Annotated in this window: 13 protein-coding genes; 4 read left to right on the forward strand and 9 right to left on the reverse strand. The window is 64.6% G+C overall.

All coding sequences use genetic code 11. The features are described 5' to 3' along the window. From RCH10_RS06790 to RCH10_RS06820, 7 genes are all read right to left on the reverse strand, one after another. Positions 1-5,031 carry an amino acid adenylation domain-containing protein gene (locus RCH10_RS06790; RefSeq protein WP_409051803.1) on the reverse strand — a complete coding sequence of 1,677 codons (5,031 nt, stop codon included), beginning with the start codon at positions 5,029-5,031 and terminating at the stop codon, positions 1-3. Further along, positions 5,028-11,726: an amino acid adenylation domain-containing protein gene (locus tag RCH10_RS06795; protein WP_409051804.1), complete on the reverse strand. Its 6,699-nt coding sequence runs from the start codon at positions 11,724-11,726 to the stop codon at positions 5,028-5,030. The genes RCH10_RS06790 and RCH10_RS06795 overlap by 4 nt, the downstream gene beginning before the upstream one ends. 350 nt (positions 11,727-12,076) lie before the next feature. Next, entirely contained in the window at positions 12,077-12,718 is a 642-nt protein-coding gene (locus RCH10_RS06800; RefSeq protein WP_409051805.1) for a histidine phosphatase family protein, read from the reverse strand. A 10-nt stretch (positions 12,719-12,728) separates the two neighbouring features. Continuing rightward, positions 12,729-13,343 (reverse strand): DUF4136 domain-containing protein, encoded by a 615-nt coding sequence (locus RCH10_RS06805; RefSeq protein ID WP_409051806.1) that lies wholly within the window; start codon positions 13,341-13,343, stop codon positions 12,729-12,731. A gap of 50 nt (positions 13,344-13,393) precedes the next feature. After that, on the reverse strand, positions 13,394-14,347 hold the full coding sequence (gene ttcA, locus RCH10_RS06810) for a tRNA 2-thiocytidine(32) synthetase TtcA (RefSeq protein ID WP_409051807.1): 954 nt from the start codon (positions 14,345-14,347) through the stop codon (positions 13,394-13,396). Positions 14,348-14,363: 16 nt separating this feature from the next. Beyond that, the gene (locus tag RCH10_RS06815; protein ID WP_409051808.1) at positions 14,364-14,753 is read right to left on the reverse strand and encodes a dihydroneopterin aldolase; all 390 of its coding nucleotides are present in this window, start codon (positions 14,751-14,753) and stop codon (positions 14,364-14,366) included. Then, complete coding sequence (locus RCH10_RS06820; protein WP_409051809.1) at positions 14,750-15,550, reverse strand: SDR family oxidoreductase; 801 nt, start codon at positions 15,548-15,550, stop codon at positions 14,750-14,752. The genes RCH10_RS06815 and RCH10_RS06820 overlap by 4 nt, the downstream gene beginning before the upstream one ends. 125 nt (positions 15,551-15,675) lie before the next feature. Between RCH10_RS06820 and RCH10_RS06825 the strand changes: the two genes are divergently transcribed. Further along, positions 15,676-16,689, forward strand: coding sequence for a class I SAM-dependent methyltransferase (locus RCH10_RS06825; RefSeq protein ID WP_409051987.1), 1,014 nt, complete (start codon positions 15,676-15,678; stop codon positions 16,687-16,689). A 7-nt stretch (positions 16,690-16,696) separates the two neighbouring features. Here the strand turns inward: RCH10_RS06825 and RCH10_RS06830 are convergent, their stop codons facing one another. Next, on the reverse strand, positions 16,697-17,074 hold the full coding sequence (locus tag RCH10_RS06830) for a DUF5329 family protein (RefSeq protein ID WP_409051810.1): 378 nt from the start codon (positions 17,072-17,074) through the stop codon (positions 16,697-16,699). Positions 17,075-17,222: 148 nt separating this feature from the next. Here RCH10_RS06830 and hisN point away from each other — a divergent pair, with 148 nt between their 5' ends. From hisN to RCH10_RS06845, 3 genes are read left to right on the forward strand one after another with little or no spacing between them, the layout of a single operon-like run. Next, positions 17,223-18,029 (forward strand): histidinol-phosphatase, encoded by an 807-nt coding sequence (gene hisN, locus RCH10_RS06835; protein WP_409051811.1) that lies wholly within the window; start codon positions 17,223-17,225, stop codon positions 18,027-18,029. Next, the gene (locus RCH10_RS06840; protein WP_187054408.1) at positions 18,026-18,220 is read left to right on the forward strand and encodes a DUF2905 domain-containing protein; all 195 of its coding nucleotides are present in this window, start codon (positions 18,026-18,028) and stop codon (positions 18,218-18,220) included. Before hisN ends, RCH10_RS06840 begins: the two co-directional genes overlap by 4 nt. Before the next feature lie 47 nt (positions 18,221-18,267). Beyond that, a complete protein-coding gene (locus tag RCH10_RS06845; protein WP_409051812.1) occupies positions 18,268-19,194 on the forward strand; it encodes an ROK family protein in 927 nt (308 codons plus the stop codon). A gap of 61 nt (positions 19,195-19,255) precedes the next feature. On the opposite strand, the gene RCH10_RS06850 is transcribed toward RCH10_RS06845, so the two are convergent. Then, a complete protein-coding gene (locus RCH10_RS06850) occupies positions 19,256-19,927 on the reverse strand; it encodes a hypothetical protein (RefSeq protein WP_409051813.1) in 672 nt (223 codons plus the stop codon). Positions 19,928-19,930: the final 3 nt, after the last annotated feature.

Raw genomic sequence — 19,930 nt, forward strand, 5'->3', positions numbered from 1 at the left:
TCAACGTTTGCGGGACCAGCCGCTGAAAACACGACCCAGCAGGCCACGTTTGGGTTCGTCGTCGTTCGACGTCGAGGCCACTGAATCAAGCGCCGTGCCTGATGCGGTCACAGCCAGTTGTCCGAGGTTTTCAAAGACATAACGACGTGGCTCGATGCGGAAGCCCATGACCTTTTCGGCCTGCGCGATGACGCGCATGGCGAGCAGCGAATCGCCGCCCAGATCGAAGAATGTGTCGCTGGCACGGATGTCGTTGACGTCGATGCCGAGGGCGCTGGCCCAGACCTGTGCGAGATGCGCCTGCTCGGGCCGCAGCAGGTCAGGAGCAGGCCGTGCGCGTGATTCGGCGGCGCGCTGGGCGTCGGCGATCATCGCGGCCGCACTGCTCGGTGCCAGGCGGCGCAGGTATGTCGCGCTGGCCGAACCTTCGGACGAGGCCAGTGACTCCAGCGTGCTGTCCGGGTGTTCCGATACGCGGCGCAGGAGTTCGGCATAGCGTTCGTTGAAAGCGGCCCCGGTCTCTTGGCGGTACACGTCGGCGTTGTAGACGATCGCGCCTTCGAGGCAATCGGCTTTGTCCATCAGCCATATGCCGAGGTCGTCGGTGGCGCCGCGTTGCAGCAAGTGCATCTGGCGATAGGCCAGACCACCGATTTCGCGCGGCCGCTCACGTGCATCCTGGAACGAGAAGAGACCTTGGTACAAGCCGACGCGTTGCGCACGTTCGGCAAATTCCGGTTCGGTCACGAGGCGTTCGAATGGCACCTCCTGATGATTCATGACCGACAGCAATTCCTGCTTGATGTAGCGCATGAAATCGCCGAAAGGCAACGATCGATCGATCTGGAACGAAAGCGGCAGCGTGTTGTTGAAAAAACCCATTACCGATTCGGTCTCGGGCGCTTCTCGGCCTCGCACCGGCGTCGCGATGACGATCGAACGCGTGTCGATCACGTCGCTCATCATCAACACGTAGACGCCGAGCGTGAGCATGCTCAAGGTGACGTCCTGGTTGCGACCGATGTCGCGCAGGCGCGATGTCAGCGCCTTGTCGATCTTGATCCAGTGCGTGCCACCTTCGCCGCTCATGCCGGCTTTGCGCGGCATGTCTGTGCGCGGTGCCTTGGGCAACGGCGCGCTGGCGAAGCGCTGCTTCCAGTACCGCAGGTGCGCATGGAAATCGGGCTGCTGCAGCCAGTGCGCGTACCAGTCGGCGTAGTCGCCGTGGTTGATAGGCACTGGCGGCAGGCTGTGCGGGATGCCCTTCGTCATAGCGCCGTAAATCGCGTTCAGCTCGGTCTGCAGGATGTCGAAAGACCAGCCGTCCCAGATCAGGTGGTGCGGCACGAAGACGAACACATGGTCGTCGTCCGCCAGCTTGTACAACGCTGCGTTGAAGAGCGGCGCGCGATGGATGTCCATCGGCCGGTCGGCAACTTCCTGCATGCGTGCGGCCAGCTCGGCCTCACGCTGCTCAGCAGGGATGGCACCCAGGTCGATCACCGGCAGCGCGTAGCCGATGTCGTCGATGATGATTTCGACCGGCGCGTTCGTTTCCGGGTCGACGCCCATCTGCGTGCGCATTGCGGGCTGGCGACGAATGATCTCGCCGAGCGCTGCCTTGAAGCGGCTCACATCGAGCGCGCCACCCAGGCGGTGGGCCGACGGTGCGTTGTAGACAGGACGACCCGGATGCATGTCTTCGATGAAGCGGATGCGCTCCTGCATCGGTGTCAGCGGCGCGCTGCGACGATTTGCGACATGAACGATCGGCTCGCGGCGCGGCGCGCCCGAACTGACGATCGCTTCGACCGCTTCGTTCAGTCGTTCCGCCGTCGGCGCTTCGAACAAGGTGCGCAGCGGGATCGTGATGTCGAACTCGCGACTGAGCAAAGTTGCGAGCCGCGCGGCCAGCAACGAATGCCCGCCCAGCGCGAAGAAGTCGTCGCGAATGCCGAGGCCCGGGAGGTTCAAGACCTTTTCCATCACCTCGAGCACGCGGCGTTCGCCGTCGTTGCGTGGCGCCACGCGTTCTGCTGCGTCGTGTTGCGGAGTTTCTGGTTTGGGCAGCGCCTTGCGGTCGACCTTGCCGTTGGGCAACAGCGGCAGGGCGTCGAGCACCACCACGTGCTGCGGCACCATGTATTGCGGCAGGCGGGCACGCAGGTGGCGGTCGAGTTCGACCAGGTCGATCGAAGCGCCCGGCGACGTCGCCAGGTAGGCCACCAGACGCACGTCGCCCGGCTGGTCTTCGCGCGTGATGACCACGCTGCGTGCGACGCCGGCGGCCTCGTCGCAGCGCGCTTCGATCTCGCCGAGTTCGATGCGGTAGCCGCGGACCTTTACCTGGAAGTCGAAACGGCCCATGTGTTCGAGCAGGCCGTCGTTGCGCCAGCGACCGCGGTCGCCGGTCCGGTACATCGTGCCCTCGGTGCCGCCGAGCAGATGCGAGACGAACTTTTCCGCCGTCAACTCGGGCCGGTCGAGGTAGCCGAGCGTCACGCCCTTGCCGCCGATGCAGATTTCACCGGGGATGCCGACGGGGCATGGCTGGCCTTGCGCATCGACGATCCACACCGTGGTGTTGGCGATCGGCTTGCCGATCGACACGCTGCGCTCGGCCAGGCCTGCCGCAGTCACACGCCAGAGCGTCGACCACACAGTGGTCTCGGTCGGGCCATACATATTCCAGACTTCGCCGCAGCGCAGCAGCATTTCTTGCGCGAGGTCTGCCGGCAGGCTCTCGCCACCGACCAACGCGCGGAAGCCGCGTGGGCCTTGCCATTGCGCATCGACCAGCAAGCGCCACATGCCTGGCGTGGCCTGCATCATGGTTGCGCCGGTGGCGTCGAGGAGTGCGGCCAGCGCGTTGCCGTCCATGGCGGTTTCGCGCGGCACCATCACGACTTCGGCGCCGGCGATCAGCGGCAGCATCAGCTCGAGCACGGCGATGTCGAACGACAGCGTGGTTACGGCGGCGAGCTTGTCGTCAGCCGCGATCGAGGGCTCGCGACGCATGCTCTGAAAGAAGTTGGCGACGGCGCCATGCGGCACGCAAACGCCCTTCGGCTTGCCGGTGGAGCCTGATGTGTAGATCACGTAGGCCGGGTCTTCTGGCAAGGCGTCCTTGGCGCTCGGCGCCAGCGACTCGCCCGGCAGGTCGAGCCAGGACGTGTCGCTGTCGATCTCGAACAGACGATCGCCTGCATCCGCACACCATTCGCGTGGTGCGGCCTCGTTTTGCGAATCGGTCACCAGCAACGCCAGCTTGGCGTCTTCGGCGTAGTAGTCGAGGCGTGCCTTCGGAAATTCAGGATCGAGCGGAATGTACGTGGCGCCTGCTTTCAGGATGGCCAGTACGGCGACCATCATGTCGGCGCTTCGGTTCAGGCACAGGCCGACATGCTGGCCGCGCTGCACGCCACGAGCGCGTAGTGCGTGCGCCATTCGGTTGGAGCGCTGGTCGAGTTCGGCGTATGTCCACTCCGTCACGCCTGCGCGCAACGCGGCGCGCGTCGGTTGCTGAGCCGCCTGCGCGACGAAGCCTGCGTGCATGAGCGCCGGACCCGACACCGGCGTTGCAGCGGGCTGCAACGCGCGCAGCACAGCCGCTTCGGTCGCCGGCAGCATGTTCATGCGGGCCAGGCCTTGCGAAGGGTCTTGCACCGCCGAGCGCATCAGGCACTCGTACATCGCAAGCCAGCGGCGCACGGTCTGCTCGTCGAACAGGTCGGCGTTGTATTGGGTCTCGACCTGCATGCCGCCGGTCACGGGCGTCACGTTCAGGAACAGCTCGAAGTTCTCGAAGCGGCGCGCCACGCTGCTCGCCTGCGCCTCGAGGCCCGGGAAGGTGCCGTTGCCCGGTGCTGCATCGCGGTCGACGTTGAAGAGCACGTTGACCAGCGGCAGCCGGCTCGGGTCGCGCGGCACGGGAAGCTTCTTGAGCAACGTGCCATAGGTCAGCGACTGATGCTCGAAAGCGTCGAGCAGCGCGGTACCGGACTGGCGCACCAGTGCATGGAACGGCAACTGCCCGTCGACTGACACGCGCATGGGCAGCAAGTTGACGCAGTGCCCGACCAGCGTCGGCATATCGGCGGCCATCTGCCCGGCAGCGGCAATGCCGATGACCAGATCATCTTGTTCGGTCAGGCGGTGCAGCAGGGTGGCGAAGGCGCCGAACATCGTCGCGAACAGGCTGGTGCCCGATGCTGCGCCGACCTTGCGGAGTGCGTCGACGAGTTCGCGGTCGAGCAGGTGATCGATGCGCTGCGAGGTGAAAGTGCGCACCGCAGCGCGCGGATGGTCGACGGGCAATTCGAGCACGGGCAACGTGCTGCCGCCAAAGCGCGAAAGCCAGTAGTCGACGTGGTCCTGCATCGCGGGGCTGGCCGTTTCGGCCGCTTCCCATGCGGTGTAGTCGGCGTATTGCGCCGCGGCCTCCAGGGCCGGCCCTTCTCCGATTTGTTCGGCATACAGCTGGCCAAGTTCTTCGGTGATCACGCCCCACGACCAGCCGTCGCAGACCGCGTGGTGCGCGGTCATCAAGAGCACGTTGTCGACCGGCGAAAGCCGGTACAGCGCTGCGCGAAAAAGTGGACCTTCTTCTAGAGAGAACGGCTCCGTGACTGCGGTGACGCAATCTTCGTCGAGCGACTTCGCCTGCGCCTTGGCATCCAGATGTGCCAGGTCGTGCTCGCTCATCGAGAGCGGAGTAGCTTCCCCAATCAGCAATTGCGTGCCGTCCGGCGAAATCGTCGCGCGCAGTGAGTCGTGACGCGCGATCAGGCTGTCGAGCGTGGCAGCGAGTGCGCGCGTGTCCAGCACACCGCGCAGGCGCAGCTTGACTGCTTCGTTGTAAGCCAGCGAGGCTTGCTGGCTCAACTTGTCGCCGAGCCACACTTCACGCTGCGCTTCGGTGGTCGAGACGATTTGTTCGATCGCGCCACCTGCAAAGGGATCGAATTCCATTGCAACGGAGGCGGCTTGTGGGATTCCCATGTCGGGTGGTTCCATCACTGCGCTGTTCATGCCTGAATCTTCATGAATTTGCCTTGTGCCGCCGGATCGGGCACGAACCAGGCGGGCTGTCCGTCCTTGTCGCGGCCCAGGCGGGCATTCGGCACCGGTGGATGGGCGGCATCGAAGCTCGGTTCGGCCGTCACGCGGCGCGGCAGGAACTCGGCTTCCTGCATCTCCGCGACCGATTCCTTGAAGGCCGACTTGATGCGCGCGATGTCTTCGTGCGAATGCGCCGTCGTCATGAAGCAGGGGAAATTGTCGAGGATGTGCACGCCGCGGCTGCGCATCATGGCGAACATCAAATCCTGGAACGGATGGTCTTCGAGCCAGCTGATGCGCCAGAGCGAGGTGAAGTAACGAATCTCGAGCGGCGCGCCGACCTCGCGGCAGAAGGCGGTGAGCTCGTCGGCCATCGCGGCGGTGTGCAGATTGAGCTGCGTCTGAAGGCCTTCGCCCGATTCCTTCAGATGATCGAGCGATGCCTTGCAAGCAGCCAGTGCAAGCGGATGGCGCACGAAGGTGCCGGCGAAGTAGGTGACGCCCACGGTCGGGATCGAGTCGTCGCCGTACTGCCAGGCGCCGCCGTCGAGCGAGTCCATGTACTCGCGCTTGCCGGCGACCACGCCGACCGGGAAGCCGCCGCCGATGACCTTCCCGTAGGAAGCCAGGTCGGCGCGAATGCCGAAGATGGCCTGGCAACCGCCGAGGTGTGAACGGAAGCCGGTAATCACCTCGTCGAAGATCAGGCAGGTCTTCGATTTCTCCGTGATGGCGCGCACCTCGCGCAGGAAGTCGCGCGGCTGGAAGTCGGGGCGACGGCTCTGCACCGGCTCCACCAGCACGGCGGCCAGGTCGTCGGCGTTGTCACGAATGAATTCGAGTGCTTCGGGCGTGCCGTAGTCGAGCACGCGCACGTCGCCGAACATGCCGCGCATGATTCCCGGCGCGGCAGGCATGCCCTTGGCCTCGCGCCCGGCACGCACCAGCACTTCGTCGAAGGTGCCGTGGTAGGAGCCGGTGAACACTACGACGGTGTTGCGGCCCGTCACGGTGCGTGCAATGCGGATGGCCGCCATCACGGCTTCGGAGCCGGTGTTGCACAGTGCTGCACGGTCGTGGCCGGTGAGTTCGCAGATGGTGCGCGACACGTCGGCAGCCAATGGATGCTGCGGGCCGATTTCGTAGCCGAGGTCGAGTTGCTTCCTCACCGCGTCGTTCACGAAGTCGGGCTGCCAGCCGAACAGGTTCATGCCGAAGCCGCTCAGCACGTCGACGTATTGGTTACCGTCGATGTCCCAAAACTGCGAACCCTTGGAACGTTCGACCACGATCTGATAGACCATTTCCTTGGTCGCCGGACGGAAGCCGTTGACCACACGCGGGTCGGCCATCACCGGCCGGTTGGCTTGGGTGAAAGCCTTGCTCTTGGCAGTGCGCTCGGTGTAGCGGCGAATGAACGACGCCAGCCGTGCCTTTTGCCGGTCGGTCGGCTCCTTGTACTGCGTGTGGATACGGGCGATGGCGCCGAACGCTTTCTTGACGTCGTACTTCATCGTGCCTTCGGTCTCGGCCGAAGGCGTTTCAGGAGCGATGGTTGCGACGGGTATCGCAACGACGGGCGCTGTCGTTGCAACCTGCGCCACTGCGGCGGGTGCTACCGACATGGCCGACATTGCGACCGGCGTGGGCAATGAAGGCGTTGCCGACAACAAGGCCAACTGCTGCTGCATCAGCTGCATCTGTTGCGCGATGACCTGCTGAACGAGCGTACCGGTCGCCGAGTCCATGGCGACGGGAGCGACAGGTGCGGCGTACGTCATGGCGGCGGACACGGGCTGCGCCACCACCGCAACGGCTGCGACGGGGGGAGGAACCGCAACCGGTGTCGCGATCGGATCGGGCGGTAGCGTGGCGTCAAGGTACGCGGCCAACGAATCGAATGTCCGGTAGCTCTCCATCAACTGCCTGAAGCTCAGATTTGTCTTGAACTGCTTCTTGACCTGCAGGGCGGCCTGCGTGAGCGTTAACGAATCGAAACCCATTTCGACGAAAGGCGTCGAGCCGTCGGCGCCGGCCATGTCGATGCCGGAAATGTCCTCGAACAGGGCTTGCAACGCACTGGTCAGGTTGCTGCGTCGCGGAGGCGCCGTGTGGGCTGTGGAAGCGGCGGTTGTCATGGACGACTCCGGTAAGGCAATTGAAGAAGGAGGAATAGACGGAATGGCGGAAGCAGTGGGCTCGATGTCGACCCAGAAGCGCTTGCGCTCGAAGGGGTAGGTCGGCAACAGCAGACGGTGCTTGCGATTGCGCGTGTCGAGCTGGTCGAGCGCGATGTCGGCACCGATCGTCCAGAGTCGGCCAGCGGCCAGCCGCCACGCGTCGCGTTCGTTTTCGGGGCGGTCGCCGAGCAGGGACAGCGCGGAGACGGGCAGTGCTTTGTTCGCGTGCTGGCGTACCAGCGTCGCCAGCGTGTTGCGGGGACCGATCTCGACGAACACGGCTTCCGGTATTTGTGCCAGCACCGCTTGCACTGCCGGCGAAAAGCGCACGGTCTCGCGAAGATGACGTGCCCAGTAGTGCGGATCGATGGCTTCCTCGAGCTTCAACAAGGCGCCCGTTAAGGTGGAGTAGATCGGTATCGTGGGCGCCGACAGCACGATGCCGTGCACGAGGGCTTCGAACGGCGCCACAGCCCGATCCATCATGGCGGAGTGGAACGCGTGCGAGGTCTGCAGCAGCTTGGCGGCGACGCCATCTGCTTCGAGTTGTGTGCGCAGGCGTTCGACTTCGTCGGTGGGCCCGGCCACCACGCTGGCGGTCGGTCCGTTGTCGGCGGCCAACGAGAGGCCGGCGGGCAAGCGCGCCTGCATTTGGACGGCTGACAGGCGAACCGAGAGCATCGACCCCGATGGCAAGGCTTGCATCAAAGCGCCGCGCTCCGCGACGAGGCGGGCAGCGTCTTGCAGTCGCATGACGCCGGCCAGCACCGCGGCCACGAACTCGCCTACGCTGTGACCCATCAATGCGACCGGCGCGACCTGCAGCGCCATGAGTTGTCGGGCGAGCGCGTATTCCAGAACGAAGGTGGCCGGCTGCGTAACCGACGTCGGCGCCAGTGCCGCGATGTCGACCGAGAACATGCGTTCGCGCAGATCGAAGGGCAGCACGTCACCGAACGCGGCAAGGCATTCGTCGAACGCGGCGCGGAAAACCGGCTCCGCCGCATACAGGGCGCTGCCCATGCCGGCGTACTGCGCGCCCTGGCCTGGAAACATGAAGACCGGTTGCGGCACGCGGGCGCCTGTCGCGCCGGTGGCGCGCAACGGCGCATCGATTGCGCGCAGAGCCATGACCGCTTGTGTCGTAGACGATGCCACGACGCAGCCGCGCTGCGCAAACGCCTTTCGACCGATGCGCAGGGTGTGCGCCACGTCGGCGAGCGACAGGCCCGGATGGGCTTCGAGGTGGTCGGCCAATCGGGCACTGGCGGTAGCAAGCGCTGCTGGCGAACGGGCCGAGAGCACCAGCAACTGCGGCGCATTCGTGGCGTCCGATGGCGGTCGAAGCGGCGCTTCTTCCACGATCACATGGGCGTTGGTGCCACCGACGCCGAATGAGCTGACGCCCGCCCGGCGTGGCTGGTCGACGCGGGGCCACGCCAACATGCGATCGGCCACGCGGAATGGTGTTGCGCCGAAGTCGATCGCGGGATTCGGCGCATCGAAATGAATCGAAGGCGGAATGCATTCGCCTTGCAGCGCCAGCGCGGTCTTGATCAGGCCTGCCGCCCCCGAAGCCGCGACGATGTGACCGATATTGCTTTTGAGAGAGCCAACTGCGCAGAAACCGGTGTCCGTGGTCTGGGCGCCATAGGCTTTGGTCAGCGCTGCGATCTCGATCGGGTCGCCCATCGGCGTCGCGGTGCCGTGTGCCTCGACATAGGAAACGCTTCGCGCGTCGACGCCCGCCGAGGCCAGCGCAGCAGTGATCACGCGGGCCTGACCGTCCACGCTCGGTGCCGTAAAGCTCGCTTTGACGCCACCATCGTTGTTGACGGCTGTGCCGCGCAGCACGGCGTGCACGGTATCGCCATCGGCCAGTGCGGCCGACAGGCGCTTGAGCAGCACAACGGCCGCGCCGTCGCTGAACACGGTGCCTTGGGCCCCGGCAGAAAAGCTGCGCGTGTGGCCGTCGGGCGACAGCATCGCGCCGTCTTCATGAAGGTAGCCACTGCGTGGCGGCGAAGTGATGGAAGCGGCACCTGCCAGCGCCATATCGCAGTCGCCGTTGCGGATCGCAGAGAACGCCTGCGCAATCGCGACCAGGGAGGTCGAGCAGGCCGAGTGCACGCTGATGGCGGGGCCGGTCAGGTTGAGCCGATGCGCAACGCGGGTGGCGATGAAGTCCTTGTCGTTGCCCAGCATCACCTGGAAGTCGCCGACCTGCTCGATCAGGTCGGGGCGGGGCATCACATGGCGGTGGAGGTAGGTGCTGCCGTACATGCCGGCGAACACGCCCACGGTGCCCGGCGCACTGTCGGGCGCATAGCCGGCTCGCTCCACGCATTCCCAGCACAACTCCAGAAAGATGCGTTGCTGCGGGTCCATCAGCGCCGCTTCTTTCGGGTTGATGCCGAAAAAGGCAGCGTCGAACATCTCGGTATCGGCGATCACGCCACGCGCCTTGACATAGGCCGGGTCGGCGCGCAGTTCGGCGCTCACGCTCGGGTCCAGCGTGGCGTCGTCGAAAAAGGTGATGGTCTCGCGGCCAGCGCAGAGGTTGTCCCAGAACTGTTCGATGTCGGCCGCGCCGGGGAAGCGTCCCGCCATGCCGATGATGGCGACAGGTTCCAGACCGCTGCCAGTGCGCTCGACACGGGTCCCGGCGACACCGGGTGACACGGCCGCAGGTGCCGTCGGTGCGAGCAACAGCCGAACCAGCGCGCGCGGCGTCGGGTCGGCAAAGAAGTCGGTCACGCCCAGCGTGCGCTGACCCGCGCCCTGCAGCATGACCAGTGCACGGGTCACCAGCAGCGAGGTGCCGCCAAGTTCGAAAAAGTTGTCCGCAAGGCCGGTCTGGTCGATCTCCAGCACTTCGGTGAACACCTGGCACACCCGTTCTTCGAGCGCAGTCGATGGCGCTTGATAAGGCGTCGCCAGCTCGGGGCGTTCGCGCGGGGGCGCAGGCAGCGCGCGGCGATCGAGCTTGCCGTTTTCGGTGATTGGCAACATGGGCAGCTCGACGAAGGCGGCCGGCAGCATGAACTGCGGGAGGTCCTTGGCGAGGTGGCTGCGGAGTTCGGACGCCGGAACATGCCCTGCAGCCATCACTACATAAGCCACCAGCCGCGGTTCGCCATCGGCATGGTCGGTGCGAGCCAGCACAGCGCACTCCCGAACACCGGCGTGCCCGAGCAACAGATTTTCAATCTCGCCGGTCTCGATGCGAAAGCCCCGGATCTTGACCTGATGGTCCATGCGACCCAGGCATTCGATGTCCCCATCGGGATGGCGTTTCCCGAGATCGCCGGAACGGTAGGCGCGTAAGGTTGCACCAGTGGCCGGGTCGGTCCAGTCGATGAATCGCTGCGCCGTCAGGTCGGGGCGTCGGAGGTAACCGTTGGTGACGCCGGGGCCGCTGACGACGATCTCACCGATGTCGCCATCGGCCACCGGTTGCAACTGTTCGTTCAGCAGATCGATGCGCAGATCGGGAATCGGGCAGCCGATCATGCTGCCGCGGCGCAGTTCGAGGTCTTGCCAGCTCACCGGACGATAGGTGACGTGGACGGTGGTCTCGGTGATGCCGTACATGTTGACCATGAGCGGCATGGCGTCGCCATGGCGCTCGTACCACGGGCGCAGCATTTCGAAGGAGAGGGGTTCGCCCGCAAAAATCACGTAGCGCAAATGGAGCGCGTCCGGTGCCAGCGCGGCGCGCCGATCGGCTTCGATCAACGGCCTGAAAGCCGATGGCGTCTGATTCAGGACCGTGACCTGTTCGCGCACCAGCAATGCGAGAAAGTCGTCGGGCGAGCGCGTTGTCAGATAGGGCACCACGACCAGTCGGCCGCCGTAGCTGAGCGATCCCCAGATTTCCCAAACGGACACGTCGAAGGCGTGGGAGTGAAAGAGCGGCCACACGTCGTCGGGCCCAAAGTTGTACCAGGCATCGGTCGCATCGAAAAGCCGGGTGACGTTCAGGTGCGTGACCAGGCAGCCCTTGGGCCGGCCAGTCGAACCTGAGGTGTAGATCACATAGGCCAGCGCATCAGGGTCGGCCGTGCCGACGTTGCTGCTGTCCTCGTTTGCCGCACTGCCGTCGTCCACCAGGAACACCGGTGCCGACGACGCCCCCATGGCGGCCGCGCTGGCTGCGGTGGTCAGCATCGCCACCGGTTGCGCGTCACTGACCGTGAAATCGAGCCGCTCCATCGGATATTCGAGATCGATCGGGAGGTAGGCGCTGCCGGATTTCAAGATCGCGAGCAGTCCGACCACCATGTCGATGGAACGCTCCATGCCGATGGCTATCAGTTTGTTGCGACCTGCTCCGGCGCGCTGCAGACGTCGCGCCAGCTGGTTGGAGCGGCTGTTGAGCTCTTCGTAAGTGATCGATACGCCGTTACAAGATACAGCAACCTTCTTCGGGTTCGCCGCCGCGCGCAACGCGATGCGCTGGTGTACCGGTATGAAAGCTGTCATCGAAGATCCTTTGGCCCCGGCCTGATCAGTACATAAACAAGATCAGAACCGTTATTCACTTAATTACAAAGCACTCACTCTTGTCCGTTGCCACCATCCTGCCGAGAGACCAAGTCGGTTACCACCGGCCAAACGACATGTTCAACGGCCTATTTCTTGAACACGAACGCGGCAACACTTGACGCATTTCGTTTCGATTGGCGTGTTGACAAGGCATCTTGCTTGATGAGATTGTGCGCGCGTTTTTACTTTTTGAATACAAACGACTGACATCGAAACGTCAAATTTTGACGAATTTTCGATAGCAAGGGTCTATTGCTGCGGCAGGCGCAACAGCGCTTTTTGATCGTCTAGACCGTTGCGTCGTCGTTAAGGGCGTCGTTCAGATGCGTTGTGTCGCTCCAGCCCACGAGGATCAAACCTTCGGGAGTCCAAAGGAGCCGGTTGATGGAGGCGTTGCCCAGCATCCAGGTACGGGGTGCCTGCAAGCCCTGCCGGGTTGCAGCACGATAGAGAACGTCCATCACGCCGCCGTGCGCGACCAGCACGACCAATTCGCCGGGATGGCGAGCGGCGAGTTCGGCCGCCACTGCAGTGATGCGATCACGAAACACCAGCAGGCTTTCACCACCCTCGGGCGTGAAGGCGGGGTCCCGCTCTCGCCACAGCCGCGCCTGATCGGGCAAGTTTTGCTCGATCTCCGCAAAACTCATACCTTCGAAACATCCGAAAGCGCGCTCTCGCAGCCGGGGCTCCGGCCTGACCTGGAGCCCGAGTGGTCGCGCAATCTCGAGCGCCGTGTTCCATGCGCGCGCCAAGTCGCTGGCGTAGATCACGTCGATGGCTTCGTCGGCCAGCGCCTGTCCGACGCGACGGGCCTGCCATTCGCCTATGGCGTTGAGGCCGATGTCGAGTTGCCCCTGAATGCGTGTGCCGACGTTCCATGCGGTTTCGCCATGGCGCACGGCAATGAGTCGCGTGGCCTCTTCCATCCGGAACGATCTAGGGCCGGGCCGGGGCGTTGGTGCCGGGCAAGGCGATGTCTACGCGCCGCTCGCCGGCGGGCGGGTTCGGAAAGCCCTGCAGAGCGGCTTCGAACAAGACTGAAAGTATGGCCGCACTCCGGTTGTAAGGCCCGTCGTTGCTTGCGTGTGTCTCGTAGACCACCTGGCCCGAAGCAAGTTCGCGCAGCACGATGCTGACTTCCCTGACATACCAGGAGTTCGCCATTTCCGGGAACGCCGGACCGTAGAACCCCCGGTAACCGTAGTCGACCCTTGCGCCGAACCCTAGCCCTTGACGGGCACCGTAGAGCAACGGCTCGGCAAACGGCGGGCGCGACGCGTCCACGCGTGCGTCGATCTGCGCGCTGTAGCGCGGCTTCGCATCGTCGCGCCGGAGACCGACATTGCCCAGCGCGGCGCTCGCCATTGACTCGATCGATTGCTGTGCCGCCTCGTTCGACTGCTGCGACGGAAGCCGCTCGAAGCGGTAGGTGGCATCGGCCATTACCGGTGCAACTGCCAGCCTCGAAAAACTGCGGACATCGCTGTCGACCACCCAATTGGTGGCACAACCAGACAGCGCGACCAGCATAAAAAGGGAGGCGGGGGCCAACAGAGCGCGCCTGGGTCGTCTCGCCCCGCTCATGTCTGAATTTCCACGCCTCAAACCTGCACGATTTGCAAAGCCGATTGCGCCAATGACCCCGGGCGCATGGACAACGGCGGCAAGGTCGGCGCCAGCGCATCGAAGTTCGGCGCGTCGAACGCCTTGTCGCCTTCGTCGTCCGCGACGCCCGTCGCCTTCAATCCCTTGAAATCGTGACGCGTGCCGTCTAGCAAGTGCGACGGCACCACGTTCTGCAGCGCGGTGAACATGTTTTCGACACGGCCGGGATGCTTCTTGTCCCAGTCGCGCAGCATCTCGCCAACCTGCTTGCGCTGCAGGTTTTCCTGGCTGCCGCACAGCGTGCACGGAATGATCGGAAATTCTCGGTGCTGCGCCCAGCGCACCAGATCTTTTTCAGCCACGTAGGCCAGCGGCCGAATGACGATGTGGCGGCCGTCGTCGCTCACGAGCTTGGGCGGCATGCTCTTGAGCTTGCCGGCAAAGAACATGTTGAGGAAGAAGGTCTGCAGCATGTCGTCGCGGTGATGCCCCAACGCGACCTTGGTGGCGCCCAGTTCATCGGCCACGCGATACAGGATGCCGCGCCGCAGCCGGCTGCACAGGCCGCAGGTCGTCTTGCCTTCGGGGATGACACGCTTGACGATGCTGTACGTATCCTGGTTCTCGATATGAAAGGCCACGCGGAGTTCGCTCAGGTACTTGGGCAGCACTTCTTCAGGAAAACCCGGTTGCTTCTGGTCGAGGTTGACGGCGATCAAGTCGAAATGAATCGGCGCGCGGGCTTTCAGCTTCAGCAGGATGTCGAGCATCGCGTAGCTGTCTTTGCCACCCGACACGCACACCATGACCTTGTCGCCTTCTTCGATCATGTTGTAGTCGACTATGGCGCGGCCGACTTCACGACACAGGCGCTTTTCAAGCTTGTGCGTGTCGCGCTCGATCTTGAGGTTGGCCGATGGCGCGACCTCGTCAGTCCAGACGGCGCTCATGCGTTTTCTACCATGTTCATTTGCTCCTGAAGACTTCGACGCCCACCGCTTCACAGTCGGGATAGACATCGGGTTTGGCGCTCGACACGCGTGCCGCGTGCACCTTCGGATGCGCCAATATGGCCGCCAGGAGGTCGTCGCACAGCGTCTCCTGCAAATGAATATGCCCCTGAGACAGCCGCGCTGCCACGGTTCGGCGAATGAAGTCGTAGTCGACAACTTCGTCCAACTCGTCGGCTTTGGGCGTCGAAATTTCCAGCGGCACATACAGGTCGACGTTGATGGTTACCCGCTGCTCGGCCTTCTTTTCGAACTCGTGCACGCCGATGTTGATCCAGACCTCGTAGTTCTTCAAAAAGACGCGTCGGCAGGAGAGCAGCAGGGGATCGAGGGCGGCAGTGGTCATGGCGGGGAAGCTTTCAGCAAATCGTCGACGACGAACATGATGTCGCGTTCCAGCGGCACCAAATGCTGGCCGTTGTCGACGCACAGGGTGGTGCCGGTCACGCTCGGCGTGCCGGCCAGAAAAACGCAGGTGCGCGCCACGTCGGCGGGGTCGATCGGCCGACGCATGAGGTTGGCGCGCGCAGCCCGCGCGAAGTTGGTTTCGTCTTGCGGGCCGCTGGTGAACAGGATGCCCGGCGCCACGCCGCACACGCGCACGGCGGGCGCCAGCGCCTGCGCCTGCAGCGACACGGCGCGCTCGAGCGCCAGCTTCGACACGGTGTAGGAGAAGTAGTCGGGGTTCAGGTTGAACACCTTCTGGTCGAGAATGTGGACCACCGACCGGTCGGTGCCATCGGCTGGTTGCTGCGCCAGCAGCCGCGCGAAAGACATCGGCGCGATGAGGTTTACGCCGAGTTGCCTGAGCGCGTCGTCCGGCTTGAAATCCAGCGCGGTGTCCGGCTCGAAAGCAGAAGCGTTGTTGACGATGCATGCCAGCGGCGTGGCAGCAGAAATTCGTTCGACCAGCACCCTGCGCGCGTCTTCGTCGTCGATGTCCGCTTCGATGGCGGTGGCGGCAAAGCCTTCATCGCGCAGACTGGCACACAGGGTTTCGGCAGCGTCGCGCGAGGCGCGGTAGTGGCACCACACCTGCCATCCGGCTCGCGCGAAGGCTTCGCAGATGGCCGCGCCCAGCCGTCGCCCGCCGCCCGTAACGAGCACGCCGCGTGGTCTTGCTGAAGGGGTCGAAGCGACCATGTCGGCCATCCTGATAAATTTCTCGAATGAATTTGGAATGCGGCGCCGTGCGCGCCAACCCGTTGACCCGGATTATCGATGCCGCGCTGGAGCGCGGCGGTGGCTGGCTGCCGTTCGACCGCTTCATGGCCATGGCCTTGTACGCACCGGGGTTGGGCTACTACGCGAACAGTTCCACCAAGTTCGGACAGATGCCGTCGTCGGGCAGCGATTTCGTCACCGCGCCAGAACTGACGCCGATGTTCGGCCGCACTCTGGCCGCACAGGTGGCCCAAGCCCTGGACAAGACTGGCACCGACACGGTGTGGGAGTTCGGCGCTGGCTCCGGCGCGCTAGCGGGGCAGTTGCTGGATGCGCTCGCGGCGCTTGGCACCAAGGTTGCGCGCTATCGCATCGTCGACCTCTCCGGCACCTTGCGGGCGCGGCAGCAACTGGCGCTGGCAGCGCATGGCGACCGGGTCGAATGGCTCGCTGAGTTGCCGGAGACGATGCAAGGCGTGGTCGTCGGCAACGAGGTGCTCGACGCGATGCCGGTGCAACTGCTGGCACGCGTCGGCGGCGCGTGGTTCGAGCGCGGTGTCGTCAAGGCGCCGGACGCCCACGGATGGTCGTGGCAAGACCGGCCGACCGAGCTGCGGCCCCCCGTCGAGGTAACCGGGGACCACGACTACCTCACCGAGATCCACCCCCAAGCCGAGGCTTTCATGGCCACGTTGGCCGACCGGCTGACGCAGGGCGCGGCGTTCTTTATCGACTACGGTTTTCCCGAGGCCGAGTACTACCACCCGCAACGCCACATGGGCACCGTGATGTGCCACCGCGCGCACATGGCCGACGGCGATCCGCTGTCGGATGTCGGGCTGAAGGACATCACTGCGCACGTCAACTTCACCGGCATCGCGCTGGCTGGCCAGAACGCCGGGCTCGAAGTGCTCGGCTACTGCAGCCAGGCGAGGTTTCTTTTGAATTGCGGGCTGCTGACGCACATGGAGCAGGGCACGCCGGCGCAGCGCGCGATGGCGGCGCATCTGGTGCACGAGCACGAAATGGGTGAGCTCTTCAAGGTCATCGGCTTTGCGGTCGGCGCGCCGTGGGATGCGATAGGTTTCGCGGAGGGCGAGCGCACGCATACCCTGTGAGCGCGGTTCAGTGCTGCCGCAGCTTGCGCAGTTCGTCCCGTAAGAAGTCGCCCGATTCGCGCATCGCCGCGCCGCCGGCCAGCCTCACCTTGTAGGCGACCTTGGTCATCTCGGAGCGGGTGGCGCAGCGCTCGATGAAGTCTTCGGCAGTGACGATCTCTGCCTTGAAGTGGTCGTACTTGCTGCGCATGTGCGAGGCGGCATCGGTCGCGTTGTACTCACTGCCGTTGCGCACGAAAACCATGTCGGTGGTCGTCTCGACGCGCTGGATCAAGGTCTGGATGACTTTGTCTTCGCTTGGCGACGGCGTGGCACTGGCGACGGTCATGAGGCCTATCCACAGGGCCAGTACGCAATAGACGCTTCGAACAAAGATGCGCAACATCGATTTCTTTCGTGAGCCGGAATGGCTCATCGTTTGTTTGGGAATGGTAGGCGTCGCTCGTCGGCGCTGTCAATCGCCGGCCGGTCGGGTTTAATCTGGCGACTGCTTTCAATCAAGCATTTTTCAGACCACCGACGGACGTCCCGAATTGAGCTTCCCCGCCAACGAGCCCCAAGATCCACGCGATCCGCTGGCCATCGCCCACGCGTTGGCCGATGCTGCGGCTGCCCACTCGATGCGCTGGTTTCGCATCTCGCTCGACATCATCACCAAGGCCGACGACAGCCCCGTGACGCTGGCCGATCGCGCTGCCGAAACCGCCATGCGCGAGATCCTCGGCGAGCGCTGTCCCGCCGATGGCATCTACGGCGAGGAGCACGGGCCCGAGCGTCTCGACGCCGACCGCATCTGGGTGCTCGACCCGATCGACGGCACGCGCAGCTTCATTACCGGCTCACCGCTGTGGGGCACGCTCGTCGGCGTGCTGCAAGGCGGCCGCGTCGTCTTCGGCATGGTCGATATGCCGGTGCTCGGCGAGCGCTGGATCGGGCAGGCCGGCAGGGGTGCGCAGCGCAATGGCGAGACGGTCGAGGTCAGCAGCTGCAGGGCGATCGACAAGGCCCGCATCGTGACGACGTCGCCGGACATCTTCAACGCCGCCGACTGGCAGGCGTTCGACCGATTGAGCCGGCAGTGCGCCATGCGTCGCTTCGGCGGCGACTGCTACGGCTATGCGCAGTTGGCCGGCGGCACCATCGACCTGGTGGTGGAAACCGGCTTGCAGCCCTACGACTATCTCGGCCCGACCGGGCTGATAGAAGCCGCCGGTGGCGTCGTCACCGACTGGCTCGGCCAGCCCCTCGGCCTCGCGTCCGACGGTCGCGTTATCGCCGCCGCCACGCCTGAACTGCACCGCGCCGCGCTCGGCATCCTGAACGCTCGAAGCCTCGCATGATCCGTTGGCTGATCGTCGTCGTGCTGGCGCTGGTGCTGATGAGCGGGCTCACGCAGTGGCTGCGCAAGTTCGGCTTCGGCCGCTTGCCGGGCGATTTCGAATTCCGCGCGCTTGGACGTGAGTGGCAATTGCCGATCGCCAGCACGGTGCTGCTCAGCATGATCGCGGCGCTCATCGCGCGCTGGATTTGAGTCCGACCTTTGAACATAACCAAGCGACAACCAAGGATCACGACTCGATGAGAGCCTGCGTCGACATCGGCGGCACCAAGGTGGCCGTCAGTCTTTCTCCTTCCGCTGATGTGCCGTTGCTCGGCCGTCGCAGCGAACCCACAGCCCGGACCGGCAACAACGACGCACTCGCGCTGCAAGTCATGCGGCTGATCGATGCGGTCTGTGCCGAGCAGGGTGTCGACCCGGCGTCGGTCAGCCGTGTCGGCGTGTCGACGACCGGCCCTTTCGAACTGCGCGACGGCAAGGTGGAAGTCGCCTCGCCCAACATTTGCGGCGGCATCGCTGGCCCATCAGGCGGCTTGCCCAATCAATGGATGACGGCGTTGCTCGAAGCGCCGCTGGCCCAGCGCTTTGCCTATGTGCGCGTGGAGAACGATGCCGTGTCCGCCCTCGAAGCCGAGCGCCAGTGGGGCGCGCTCAAAGGCATCGACGACTGCGCCTACGTCACCTGGAGCACCGGCATCGGCGTCGGCTTGTGCGTTGGCGGGCGGGTACTGCGCGGCAAGAACGGCAACGCCGGCCACGCCGGCCACAGCTTCGTGGTCGACGACGCCAGCGGCGCGCTGTGCGGCTGCGGCAACGTCGGCGATGTCGAGGCGCTGATCGGCGGCAACTCGATGGCGCGGCGCTTTCGGCAATCGCCAGCCGACCTGTTCGCGGCCGCCACCCAGGGCGACACGCATGCGCTGCACATCGTCGATACCCAATGCCGCGTGATGGGCCGCATGCTCTACAACTTGATCGCAACGCTCGATCTGCAGCGCATCAGCCTGGGCGGCAGCGTGTTCTGGAACCACCGCGACTTCCTGCTGCCGCGCCTGCAGTCGGAGATCGCCGGCAAGCTGGTGCCGCTGACGCGCGGAGTGGAACTCGTGCCGGCGGGGCTGGGCGACAAGGTCGGGGATTACGGCGCGCTGGCGCTGCTGGACTGATCTATCTAGAAAATCGGGAGCCACCAAGGAGGGGGCAGGCCTCAGGTGGTGCGCCTGCGCGTCACGATGCGCGGCAGTTGCCGAAGTCGCAGCGCACCGCCAGGGTCTGCCCGCTGTTACAGGCCAACGTATAGCGCTCAAAGCCAGGGCCCTTTTCCACCAATGTCGCAAGCGGCATTGCGGCGCAACTGCGGGCCTTGGCAAGCTTTTCGGCGTTGTAAGTGTCGACGCCCGTGCGACGGAACGACAGCGCGGGGTTCGGAGCCCGCGGGCGCCAAGTCACGGTAACGGAAGGATCTGCGTTCTCATAGCCGCGGCGGGCCATGCAGTTCATCATCACCGTCTCTTGCTTGGAGCGCCAGGCAGCGCGTTGCGGCGAATAGACGAAGTAGTCGAAACCATAAAGAGCCCCCCCGGTCCAACCAATTGCCGTGATGACGGGAGCGACTGAACGACCGACCGTCGCGACAGTCGCGCCGACCACGGCACCCATTGTCAATACGTCCACGAAAAACAGTGCCCCGTCGTGTTCGGTTGGTCTGACGAAGGTATAGCCGCGTGCCTCGCGTTGGCACTTGTCCACGTCGGCGTCGTAGACCTCTGTCACCTGAGCCGGGGTGGTGACGTTTGGCACGTAGTTCGCGCCAAGGCCGGAGCCCGGGCCCGCCGCCGGACGGGTCGCGCATCCGCAGACGAGCGCAGCAACGCACAAAACAGCTATCGAACTTTTCATTTC

Source organism: Variovorax sp. GrIS 2.14 (genome assembly GCF_046115955.1).
In the GTDB taxonomy this organism is placed as follows: Bacteria; Pseudomonadota; Gammaproteobacteria; order Burkholderiales; family Burkholderiaceae_C; genus Variovorax.